This window comes from Streptomyces sp. NPDC038280 (assembly GCF_055600045.1).
In genome coordinates this window covers 451,150-462,354 of the sequence record NZ_JBVJYZ010000004.1, presented here as the reverse complement: position 1 = coordinate 462,354, position 11,205 = coordinate 451,150, and the positions used below count along the sequence as shown (strand labels likewise).

The following is an 11,205-nucleotide window of genomic DNA, read 5'->3' as shown; positions in this document are numbered from 1 at the left end:
GGTACTGCAGGGGGGACCCTGTGGGAGAGTAGGACGCCGCCGAACAATCATTGTGGGAAAGCCCCGCACCTTATGGTGCGGGGCTTTTCTGCGTTCAGGGGTCTTTCGTTGCCTCTCGGGTTTTCGCTGCCTCTTAGGGTTGGGCCATGCGCTACGAACTGGTCGTCTTCGACAACGACGGGGTGCTCGTCGACAGCGAGCCCCTTTCCAACACCATCCTCGCCGGCTACCTGACCGAGTTGGGGCACCCCACCTCGTACGAGGAGTCGCTGCGCGACTACATGGGTGCTGCCGTGCATCGGGTCCATGACCTCGTGAAGGAGCGCACGGGACGCCGTCTGCCCGAGGAGTTCGACGAGACGTTGCACACCCGTGTCTTCGCCGCGTTCGAGCGGGAGTTGGAGCCGGTGGCAGGGGCCACCGAGGTGCTGGAGAAGCTGGTGGCGGACGGGGTGCCCTACTGCGTCGCCTCCTCGGGGAGCCATGAGCGGATCCGGGTCGGGCACCGTAAGACCGGGCTCGACCGCTGGTTCCGGGACGAGAACATCTTCAGCGCCCAGGACGTGGGAAAGGGAAAGCCGGCGCCGGATCTGTTTCTGCACGCGGCGGAGCGGATGGGGGTGGCACCCGAGCGGTGCGTCGTCGTCGAGGACAGTCCGCTCGGGGTGGCCGCTGCGCGGGCCGCGGGGATGGACGTGTACGGATTCACGGCCATGACGCCGGCGTCCCGACTGGCCGGGTCGACGGGGTACTTCGGGGAGATGGCGGAACTGCCCGGATTGCTTGTGTGATCGATCTACCCATGGGTAGGTCGGCCGCCTAATGTGCGCCCATGACAGATGCGCGGTTGCGGCGTGGGCGGGGTGCTCTGGCGGTCAGCTTCTTTGTGCAGGGGGTGACCTTCGCGCTGCTGGTGACCCGGATCCCCGCGATCCAGGACCGGTACGGGATATCCGACGCACTGCTGCCCGCCTTCCTGGCGGCGGTGCCGGTGCTGGCCGGGGTGGCGAGCGTGATCACCGAGAAGGTGGTCGTACGGGTCCCGCCGAGCGTGGTGCTGCGGTGGGCCCAGCCCGTGGTGCTCCTGGCGCTCCTCGGGGTCGGTGCCGGGACCGCCATGTGGCAGGTGGCCGTGGCGCTCGGCGTGTTCGGGCTGGCGGTCGGGGCGCTGGACGCGTCGATGAACATGCTCGGCGTGAGTCTGCAGCGGGCATACGGGCGCAGCATCATGCTCGGGTTCCACGCCGCGTACAGCCTGGGAGGGATCGCCGGTGCGTCGATGGCGTGGGCGGGGGCGCACTGGGACCTGGCGCTGTTCGTCTCGTATCTGCCGGCTGTGGTGGTGCTGTTGCCGGTTGTGGTGGTGTGGAGCCGGTCGTATGTGGACGGCGGCGCGGCGGCCCCGGTGGGCGCGGGGGCCGGAGAGACAGCGGAAGCGGCAGAGGCGGGCGGTCTTGTCTTCCGGCTGCTGTTGCCGCTCTGCGCGGTGATGACGTTCGCGTACATCGGGGACTCGACCGTCTCCAACTGGAGCGCGAAGTATCTGCAGGACGTCCTCGGGAGTTCGGAGGAGATGGCGACCGTTCCGTACAACGCCTACATGGTCACGACGCTGCTGGGGCGGGCCGTGGGGGACTTCGGTGTGCGGCGGTTCGGGGCGACGGCCGTGGTGCGGTGTGGTGCCGTGCTGGCGGCGCTCGGGTTCATGGTGGTGGCGGGGGCGCCGGGTGCGTGGATCGGCATGGCCGGGTTCACGGTGCTGGGGCTCGGCCTGAGCGTGATCGTGCCGCAGACGTTCGCGGCGGCGGGGCGGTTGTTCCCCGGGGCCAGTGATGCCGCTGTGGCGCGGCTGAATGTCTTCAACTATGTGGGGTTCCTGGTCGGCTCGCCGTTGGTGGGGGCGCTCGGGGACGCGTGGAGCTATCGGGGGGCGATGCTTGTGCCGATGGTGTTGGTGCTTGTGACCGTGGTGTACGCCAAGTCGTTCGGTTCTCAACCGGCCAGATACGGTGGCGGGCATGAGCGGCCGCGCACTGTTGATGTGGGATGAAGCTGTCACGGGCTACGACTTCGGGTCCAGCCACCCGATGGATCCGGTCAGGCTCGCGCTGACCATGGGGTTGGTGCGGGCGTACGAGCTCGATCGCGCCGTGGACGTGAGGGCCGCGAAGCCGGCGGGGGATTCGACGCTCCGGCTGGTGCACCGGGAGGACTATGTGGCGGCCGTGCGGGCGGCTTCGGCGGAGCCGAGGGCGGCGGACCAGTCGTACGGGCTCGGTACGGTCGACGACCCCGCCTTCGCCGGGATGCACGAGGCCTCCGCACTGATCGCCGGACAGTCGGTGGGGGCGGCCGAGGCGGTGTGGCGGGGCGAGGCCGCGCACGCGGTGAACTTCGCGGGCGGGCTGCACCATGCGATGCCGGGCGCCGCGTCGGGGTTCTGCATCTACAACGACGCGTCGCTCGCGATCGCCCGGCTCCTCGAACTGGGGGCGGAGCGGGTGGCGTACGTGGACGTGGACGTCCACCACGGCGACGGGGTGCAGGCGGCGTTCTGGGAGGACCCCCGGGTCCTGACGATCTCGCTGCACGAGCACCCCAGGACGCTGTTCCCGCAGACGGGGTGGCCCGAGGAGACGGGCGCGCCGGGTGCGGGCGAGGGCGGGGCGGTGAATGTGGCGTTGCCGGCGGGGACGGGTGACGCCGGTTGGCTGCGGGCGTTCCACGCGGTGGTGCCGGAGCTGTTGGCGGACTTCCGGCCGCAGGTGCTGGTGACGCAGCACGGCGCCGACACGCATTTCGAGGACCCGCTGGCGCATCTGGCGGTGTCGCTGGACGCGCAGCGGGCGGTGCAGACGGCGTGTCACGAGCTGGCGCACGAGCACGCCGACGGGCGCTGGGTGGCGCTCGGCGGTGGCGGGTACGCGGTGGTGGATGTCGTGCCGCGCTCGTGGACGCATCTGGTGGCGATCGCGGCGCATCACCCCATCGAGCCGGAGTCGGTCATCCCGGCGTCGTGGCGTGACGAGGTGTACGCGCGGACGCGGCAGTTGGCTCCCGGCCGGATGACGGACGGGCTGTGGCCTGTGGAGTGGCGTGAATGGGAGGCGGGCTACGACCCGGCGGACCGTCTGGACCAGGCGGTGCTGGCGACCCGGCGCGCCGTGTTCCCGCTGCGGGGGCTGCTCGCGTAGACGACTGCCACGGGGTCCTCCTGACGGATCGCCACCTGCCCGGTCCTCTGGCGACGGCACAGGTTACGGCTGTTACGCCGACTGTGCGGTGTGTCCGGGGTTTTGGTACTTCGCGGGGGGTTTTTCGGCAGCATCGGGGAGGTGTTGAGCACCGGGGCGCTGCGCGCGCACTTATTGGCGGCCAGGCTGGCCGGTCCCGTGGCCACGTCACGGGAGGAGAGTCTGCGGAGCTATCGGCTCTTCGCCGCACGCGATCCGCGGGTGACACTCGGGCTCGACCCCGCCTGGGGGTGGAGCGAGCGGGACGTGATGGCGGTGATGGCCGACAAGTGCGGGGTCTCCGCCGACCCGGACCATGTGTCGGGGCCCGACGTGATCGACCCCGAGCGGACGTTGAGCGGGCTCGACGCCTTCGCCGGGCGGCTCGCCGAGGCGGCGGCGCGGCGGGCTCCGGTGCTGTTGGGGACGGGGCATCCGCATCGGCTGCTGGGGTTCTACGGCGATCTCGCAGACGCTTTGTCGGCGGCGGGATGTCTTGTTCTCACACCCGCGCAGGGGCGATGTGTCGACATAACGACCCGGTTCGGCGTACGCACGCACTGCCTCGACTACGTACGAGGAGTTGCGTTGGTACGGGAACCCGGCGTTCCGGGCGCCGGGCGTGAGACCGGGGCGCACACGCACTCGCCGCTGCCGATCAGGGCCGCTCTGGAGGGGACCGTGGACGGCGGCTGGCCGCTTCCGGAGCTCGTCGTCGGAGACCACGGATGGGTCTGCGGGGCAGGTCAGCTGGGTATTGAAGCCATCGGCCTGGGTGACACGGACGATCCGGCGCTGTTCGTCGGAGAGGCGGAGGGCCGGGTGTCCGTCGCCGTTCCGCTCGATGACGGTGTGCGGTCCGATTACTACCGACCACTTACTCGCTATGTACTCAATCGAGCGTGTCTGTCACGGTAAACGGCGGATGGCTGCTCCTCTTCCCCACTCGTACCACCCGCCCCTAGTCTGGAGCGTGAGCGCACCGCGACGAAGAGTCACCGGAGGGGAAGCCGGTGGGCGTCGTGTGCGGAAGGTACAGGTGGGTCATGGCTGCTGGCGAGAGGCCTCTCAACGAGGTCAAGTTTCTGACCGTGGCGGAAGTCGCCTCGGTGATGCGAGTGTCGAAGATGACCGTGTACCGCTTGGTGCACAGCGGTCATCTGCCGGCGATCAGGGTGGGAAGGTCCTTCCGGGTCCCGGAGCAAGCGGTTCACGAGTACCTCCGAGAGTCTTTTGTGGGGGTGGAGACGGCGTAGGCGGAGCCCTCCGCGACCCTCGGATTACAAGCTCAGCGCTCGGGCCGGTAGGCTAGGCCGACGTAGGTCGTGTGGGCCCAGACGCCCCGCACCAGTGAAGAGAAGTGAGCGAGGGTAGTCGTGGGCTCTGTTATCAAGAAGCGGCGCAAGCGGATGGCCAAGAAGAAGCACCGCAAGCTGCTCAAGCGCACCCGCGTTCAGCGTCGCAACAAGAAGTAAGCGACGGCTGTACGTGCGGCATTCGCAGGCCTCCCACCGATTCGGTGGGGGGCCTGCGGTGTGTCCGGGGGCCTGCGGTGTATTCGGGGTCAATGGGCCGGCAACGGCCCGTGCGGTCATCACAGCGCAACATCAACCCGCTACGGTGACGCATGACGGAGCGGGAGCACCGAAGGGAAGGCGCTGATCTTGGGCAAGGTCGTGCTCGTCACCGGAGTGGCCCGGCAGCTGGGCGGCCGTTTCGTACGGCGCATCCTCCGGGATCCGGAAGTGGACCGGGTCGTCGGCGTGGACGCCGTGGTTCCCGAGCACCACCTGGGCGGCGCCGATTTCGTCCGGGCGGACATCCGGCAGCCCGCCATAGCGCGGGTCCTCGCCGAGTACGGCGTCGACACCGTGGTGCACATGGACGTCACGGGAACGCCTCTCGGAGCCGGCGGCCGTGCCACGGTCAAGGAGACCAATGTCATCGGCACCATGCAGCTGCTCGGGGCCTGCCAGAAGAGCCCGAGCATCAAGCGGCTGGTGATCAAGTCCAGTACGAGCGTCTACGGCTCCGCGCCCCGCGACCCGGCCGTGTTCACCGAGACCACCCCGCCCAAGTCGCTGCCGAGCGGCGGCTTCGCCAAGGACGCCGTGGAGGTCGAGGGATATGTGCGGGGCTTCGCCCGGCGCCGGCCCGATGTCGCCGTCTGCGTCCTGCGCTTCGCGAACATCCTCGGCCCCTGCGCCGACTCCCCGCTCGCCGACTACTTCTCGCTGCCGGTCCTGCCGACGGTGTTCGGCTACGACCCGAGGCTGCAGTTCGTCCACGAGGACGACGTCATCGATGTGCTGCGGCTCGCCTCGCACGAGCCGCGGCGCGCCACGCTGAACAGCGGGACCTTCAACGTGGCGGGCGACGGGGTGCTGCTGCTGTCGCAGTGTTCGCGGCGCCTGGGCCGGCCGACCGTCCCGGTCCTGCTTCCGGCCGTCACCTGGGTCGGCTCCGCGCTGCGTACGGTCGGCATGACGGACTTCTCGCCCGAGCAGATCCGGCTGCTCACCCATGGCCGGGTGGTCAGTACGGTGCAGATGCGCGAGACGCTAGGTTTCGCGCCGAAGTTCTCGACCGCGGAGACCTTCGCGGACTTCGCGCGCAGCCGCGGCCCGGGCCTGCTTCCTCCGGAGACCGTCGCCGCGGCGGTCGACCGGATCGCGGCCTCCCGCCTGGTGGGCGCCGCGGACCGCACCGGGACACCCACACTGAGCGCCGACTAAGGAGCGCGGGCAACGATGGCGGACGCCAAGGTCATTCCGTTCGACGACGACCGGTCACGCACGGGCGCGCCGCGTTCCTCGCGTCGCCGCCCCGGGGCGGGTGGCAGGCGGAAGAGCGACGCCCTGCCGCCTGCCGGGGGCGATGCGGCGGTCAGCTCCCTGCCGGGTCAGCAAGGCCCCGAGACGGCCGCTGAAGGGCCCGCCGAGGCGCCGGGAGGCGGAAGCCGGACTCCCGGCAGCGATTGGGAGCGACGGCTCGCCGGCGGGCTGGCCTTCCTGCGGCGCCGCGTCACCGGGGACTACGAGGTCGACGAGTTCGGCTATGACGAGGAGTTGACCGACCAGGTCCTGATGTCGCTGGTGCGGCCCCTGTACGAGAAGTACTTCCGGGTCGAGGTGAAGGGCATCGAGAACATCCCGTCGAAGGGCGGGGCGCTCGTGGTGGCCAACCACTCGGGGACGCTGCCGCTGGACGGCCTGATGATGCAGGTCGCCGTCCACGACAACCATCCGGCGGGCCGGCATCTGCGGCTGCTGGCCGCGGACCTGGTGTTCATGCTGCCGGTGGTCAACGAACTCGCGCGGAAGGCCGGGCACACGCTGGCCTGCGCGGAGGACGCCGAGCGGCTGCTGCGGCGTGGCGAGGTCGTCGGGGTGATGCCGGAGGGCTTCAAGGGCATCGGGAAGCCGTTCGGCGAGCGCTACAAGCTGCAGCGCTTCGGGCGGGGCGGCTTCGTCTCCACGGCTCTCCAGGCGGGGGTGCCGATCGTGCCGTGCTCGATCGTCGGCGCGGAGGAGATCTACCCGATGATCGGCAACGCCAAGACGCTGGCGCGGGTGCTCGGCATCCCGTACTTCCCGCTCACGCCGACGTTCCCGTGGCTCGGGCCGCTGGGGGTGTTGCCGCTGCCGACCAAGTGGACGATCCAGTTCGGTGAGCCGATCCCCACGGACGGCTATCCGCCGGAGGCGGCCGAGGATCCGATGCTGATGTTCAACCTGACGGACCAGGTGCGGGAGCAGATCCAGCACACGCTGTACAAGCTGCTGGTACAGCGCCGGTCGGTCTTCTTCTGAGGCTTCCTCCGAGGTCCTTCCGCCAGGCCCTTCTTCTGACGGACCTCCTTCTGGCGGCGCATCATGTGACAGCCGGTCTACGGACCTTCCGGTACGTGAAGGGGCGCCCCCCTGTCGAGGGGCGCCCCTTCACGTACAGCCGTGCCTGCTAGTCCCGCGCGTCCTCGCCGTCGATGCCGAGCTCCGGAATGATCCCCGGCAGGATCGGCGGGATGGTGACGTCGGGTGCCGGGGGCACCGACGGCCTGCCCTCCGGTGCCGAGGGCACGCCCGGTGTCGGCTGGTCGAGGATCCCGCCCGAATTGCCGTCCAGCAGGCCGTCGTCCATGGCGCTGCCGGAGCCGGATCCGGAGGGGTGCGGCCGGGTGCCGTCCTTGGACGGTCCGGCGGGGGAGGACGGGGAGTGCGTTCCCGTACCCCTGCTCGTACTGTCCTGGGTGGCGCCCGGGCGGTCGCTGCTGCCTCCGCGGCCCTTCCGGGGGGCCTGGGGGAGCACCGACTGGAGCGGGCCGACCTCTTCGTCTATGGCGTCGAAGACCGAACTCACTTCGTTTCCGACGTCGGTCAGCTGGGCGGGCAGCCGGTCGCGAAGACCGTTCCAGGTGGATCGGTGGTTCTGGGCGAACGAGTTGAGCGTGGCCATGGGGCCGAGAGCGCCGTCCCGCTGGTAGGCCAGTCGCAGCAGCCGGTGCCCCTCGGACGCGTCGTGCTGCATGCCGTTGAGCGCGCGGCGGATCTCGCCCAGTGACTCGTGGTCGAGGTCGCCGAGCCGGCCGCGCTCCATGAGCCTGCGGGCCTCGCTGAGCCGGGTGGAGGCCTGGTCCAGATAGATCCCGCCGCGGTCGGCGTCATCGTCCGCCAGCCCCAGCTTGAGATCCTCCATGCCCCGCTTCAGCCCGTACAGCGAGTCGCCGGGGAGTGCGTCCGAACTGGCCGCGGCCACTCCGCTGAAGGCTCCCGCGGCGACACCGACGGTGAGACCGCCGGCCGCGAGACCCTTGGACCAGCGGGATCTGGGACGCAGCTTCCCCAGTGGTGAAGCGCGGTGGGCGCCTCGGGAGCTCGATGTCCGTTGCTCCGGCACCGCTGTGCCGGCGGACCCTTCTGCGAGCATCGCTTCCATGGCGGCCACGAGCTGGGCCCGCTGCACCACCTTGACCTCGGGGTCCATCTGTGGCTTCGGCAGCTCGCCGAGGCCGTTCGCCAGGGCCAACAGCCGCCCATGCTCGGCCGGTTCGGCCGTTGCCTCGGGCTGCTCGGCCGCCGTGCCCTGGGGCGTCCGATCCTCCAGGGTCTGGGCGAAGGCGTTCGCCCGCCGGTGCGCCGATACGTTCGCGATCACTGGCGGCACCTCCTCTCGTCGTGACGGTCGACTCCCCTGGGTGGTCGGAAGGTTGCACGCCTTGAGCACATCCACACGATCGAGTGAGTGGCTGTGGACATGGCGCGACCACAGGGAGCCTGCATCCCGCACAACGAGCGGCGCGGCACTTGGGTTACGCGCGAAAGATGATCGGACCAGTGCGTCATCGTGGCGTCACCGATTGTGAGTTGGGGTCAGCGGGCGTCTTCCGGGAGGAGCCGTGCCAGGGTGCGCACGGCCCGGTACTGAAGGGTCTTGATGGCGCCTTCGTTCTTGCCCATCACGCGGGCGGTCTCGGCGACCGAGAGGCCCTGCAGGAAGCGCAGCGTGACGCACTCCTGCTGCTGGGGGTTGAGGCGTCGGACCGCCTCCAGCAGGGCGGCGTTGGAGAGGGACTCCAGGACGGAGTCCTCCGGGCTGCGCTCGACCTCGTTGGCGTCGAGCATCTCGCCGGTGGTGACTTCGAGGCGGAAGCGGCTGGACTTGAAGTGGTCCGCCACCAGGTTGCGCGCGATCGTCACCAGCCAGGCGCCGAAGTCGCGGCCCTGCCAGGTGAAGGTGGAGATGCGGCGCAGGGCGCGCAGGAACGTCTCGCTGGTGAGGTCCTCCGCCGTCGCCTTGCCGCCGACGCGGTAGTAGATATAGCGGTACACGGTGTCGCTGTACTGGTCGTACAGGCGGCCGAAGGCCTCGGCCTCGCCGGCCTGGGCGCGCTCGACGAGGTCCATCATGCGCGCGCTGTCGCTGTCGGCGGTGGGGCGGCGGGCGGTGGTCGAGGTTCCGGAGCCGCCGCGACCGCCCCGTCTGCCGACGGCGGGACCGCCGTCGGCCAGGGCATAGCAGGGACCGGCGAGTGCCGGTGCGGCAAAAGCGGGGACGGCGTACGCGGTGGGGACGAAGCCGCGCAAGTGGTCGAGGACCGTTGCGCGGAGCGTAGCCAGGCCCGAGGCGTCAACCCCGACGTGTGAGGACACGGGACTCCCAGAGGCAGAGCTTCCATCACGTGCAGTACGGGACCGTTCACCCGTCGTAGCGACGTGTGGGTCCCGGCATGCGTCTGAGGAGAATAACGCTTCGTACAGGCAGCACTACACCCAGTTGCTCAAATCATCGATTACGTCGCAACTGTTACTGCTACGAGGCGTATCGAGTCGCACTTGGTGATCGCTTATTGATCGGATTGCTTCGTGATCTGCATACGCCGCTGACCTGTTGTGCCCGAGTGCTAAGGGCGTGACTGACCGGATGCACTCGGGGGTAGGGGTCGGGGAATGGCTGTGCGTCGCCCTGTGCGGACGTGTTCGACCACGTACGGGTTAACCGGGCTCGGCCGGGGTTGTCCTGCCTGTCAGCCGCGCCGGAGGGCGGTCAGCGACGACGGCGGTGCAGCGCGACGGCGGCCGCCGTGCCGCCGGCCAGCGCGCCGACACCCGCGGCCGCCGGGATGCCGACCTTGGCCGCCTTGCGGCCGGTCCGGTAGTCGCGCAACCGCCACTCACGGGCCCGGGCGTGCTTGCGCAGCTTGGCGTCCGGGTTGATCGCGTACGGGTGGCCGACCAGCGAGAGCATCGGGATGTCGTTGTGCGAGTCGCTGTACGCGGCGCAGCGGCTGAGGTCCAGGCCCTCGGCGGCGGCCAGGGCGCGGACCGCCTCGGCCTTCGCCGGGCCGTGCAGCGGTTCGCCGACCAGCTTGCCGGTGTAGACGCCGTCGACCGACTCGGCGACCGTGCCCAGCGCTCCGGTCAGACCGAGGCGGCGGGCGATGATCGTGGCCGTCTCGACCGGGGCGGCGGTGACCAGCCACACCTTCTGGCCCGCGTCGAGGTGGGCCTGGGCGAGGGCGCGGGTGCCGGGCCAGATGCGGTCGGCCATGTACTCGTCGTAGATCTCCTCGCCGATGGACATCAGCTCGGAGACGCGGTGGCCCTTGACGATGGACAGGGCGCTCTCGCGGGCGTCCTGCATGTGCTCGGGGTCCTCGACGCCCGCCAGCCGGAACCAGGCCTGCTGCCAGGCGAAACGGGCCAGCTCGCGGCGCTGGAAGAACTTCCGCTTGTACAGGCCGCGGCCGAAATGGAAGATCGCGGCGCCCTGCATCACGGTGTTGTCGAGGTCGAAGAAGGCGGCGGCGTGTTCGTCGCCGACGACCGGAAAGACGGGTTCCGCCGCCGGTTCCTGCTGGGCGGCGGCCTCTTCCAGTTCCTGCGACGTCTTGCGCGCCGCCTCGGCTGCGGCCTCGCCTGCCAGCACGCTGCGCGCGGTGGCGGAGCGTTTACGCGGGGTGAGCCATCCCAGTGCGGCCATGTCGTGAGCATAGCCAGTCTGTTCGGTCGTTCCCGACGCGCCGGGGATGCGACGGCGTGAACTCTCGGCGACCGCGCTGTTAATCCGGCCAAGGGGGAGCAAGCTGGAGATAACGGGTGTGGATCCGGCGCCGGGCCGTGGGCGGAGAATGGTCGGCATGTTGCGGCGAACGAAGAAGAACACGGGTCAGGAGTCGGGACCGCGGACGGTGACCCTGATCGGGAAGCCCGGATGCCACCTCTGCGACGACGCGCGGGCGGTGATCGAGAAGGTGTGCGCCGAGACCGGAGCGCTCTGGGAGGAGAAGGACATCACCCAGGACGAGGAGCTCCACCGGGCGTACTGGGAGCAGATCCCGGTCGTCCTCGTCGACGGTGAGCAGCACACCTTCTGGCGTGTGGACCCCGAGCGGCTCCGCCGCGAATTGGTTGCCTGAAGCGAAAGGCGGTTACCATCGTGGACGTTTTGTTGGGTTTCGGGGGCGTAGTCGTGA

At 69.8% G+C, this 11,205-nt stretch carries 12 protein-coding genes; 9 read left to right on the top strand and 3 right to left on the bottom strand.

Annotated elements, in window-relative coordinates; translation table 11 throughout:
• Positions 1-146 precede the first annotated feature (146 nt).
• From ACZ7J0_RS13095 to ACZ7J0_RS13060, 8 genes are all read left to right on the top strand, one after another.
• On the top strand, positions 147-791 hold the full coding sequence (locus ACZ7J0_RS13095; RefSeq protein ID WP_470886741.1) for an HAD family hydrolase: 645 nt from the start codon (positions 147-149) through the stop codon (positions 789-791).
• A gap of 41 nt (positions 792-832) precedes the next feature.
• Entirely contained in the window at positions 833-2,050 is a 1,218-nt protein-coding gene (locus ACZ7J0_RS13090; RefSeq protein ID WP_470886739.1) for an MFS transporter, read from the top strand.
• Positions 2,019-3,194, top strand: coding sequence for an acetoin utilization protein AcuC (locus ACZ7J0_RS13085; protein ID WP_470886737.1), 1,176 nt, complete (start codon positions 2,019-2,021; stop codon positions 3,192-3,194). Before ACZ7J0_RS13090 ends, ACZ7J0_RS13085 begins: the two co-directional genes overlap by 32 nt.
• A 141-nt stretch (positions 3,195-3,335) precedes the next feature.
• The gene (locus tag ACZ7J0_RS13080; protein ID WP_470886735.1) at positions 3,336-4,151 is read left to right on the top strand and encodes a phosphatase; all 816 of its coding nucleotides are present in this window, start codon (positions 3,336-3,338) and stop codon (positions 4,149-4,151) included.
• 128 nt (positions 4,152-4,279) lie between these two features.
• Entirely contained in the window at positions 4,280-4,489 is a 210-nt protein-coding gene (locus ACZ7J0_RS13075) for a helix-turn-helix domain-containing protein (protein ID WP_040875176.1), read from the top strand.
• A gap of 120 nt (positions 4,490-4,609) precedes the next feature.
• Positions 4,610-4,708: a 30S ribosomal protein bS22 gene (locus ACZ7J0_RS13070; protein WP_003948845.1), complete on the top strand. Its 99-nt coding sequence runs from the start codon at positions 4,610-4,612 to the stop codon at positions 4,706-4,708.
• Between the two features lie 189 nt (positions 4,709-4,897).
• Positions 4,898-5,968, top strand: coding sequence for an NAD-dependent epimerase/dehydratase family protein (locus tag ACZ7J0_RS13065; RefSeq protein WP_470886733.1), 1,071 nt, complete (start codon positions 4,898-4,900; stop codon positions 5,966-5,968).
• Positions 5,969-5,983: 15 nt separating this feature from the next.
• A complete protein-coding gene (locus ACZ7J0_RS13060; RefSeq protein WP_470886731.1) occupies positions 5,984-7,045 on the top strand; it encodes a lysophospholipid acyltransferase family protein in 1,062 nt (353 codons plus the stop codon).
• Between the two features lie 148 nt (positions 7,046-7,193).
• Here ACZ7J0_RS13060 and ACZ7J0_RS13055 read toward each other — a convergent pair whose 3' ends face one another.
• From ACZ7J0_RS13055 to ACZ7J0_RS13045, 3 genes are all read right to left on the bottom strand, one after another.
• A complete protein-coding gene (locus ACZ7J0_RS13055) occupies positions 7,194-8,387 on the bottom strand; it encodes a DUF5667 domain-containing protein (protein ID WP_470886729.1) in 1,194 nt (397 codons plus the stop codon).
• 215 nt (positions 8,388-8,602) lie between these two features.
• Positions 8,603-9,382 (bottom strand): ECF subfamily RNA polymerase sigma factor, BldN family, encoded by a 780-nt coding sequence (locus ACZ7J0_RS13050; RefSeq protein ID WP_470886727.1) that lies wholly within the window; start codon positions 9,380-9,382, stop codon positions 8,603-8,605.
• Positions 9,383-9,776: 394 nt separating this feature from the next.
• Positions 9,777-10,712, bottom strand: coding sequence for an HAD family hydrolase (locus tag ACZ7J0_RS13045; protein ID WP_470886725.1), 936 nt, complete (start codon positions 10,710-10,712; stop codon positions 9,777-9,779).
• A gap of 148 nt (positions 10,713-10,860) precedes the next feature.
• Between ACZ7J0_RS13045 and ACZ7J0_RS13040 the strand changes: the two genes are divergently transcribed.
• A complete protein-coding gene (locus tag ACZ7J0_RS13040; protein ID WP_470886723.1) occupies positions 10,861-11,148 on the top strand; it encodes a glutaredoxin family protein in 288 nt (95 codons plus the stop codon).
• Positions 11,149-11,205: the final 57 nt, after the last annotated feature.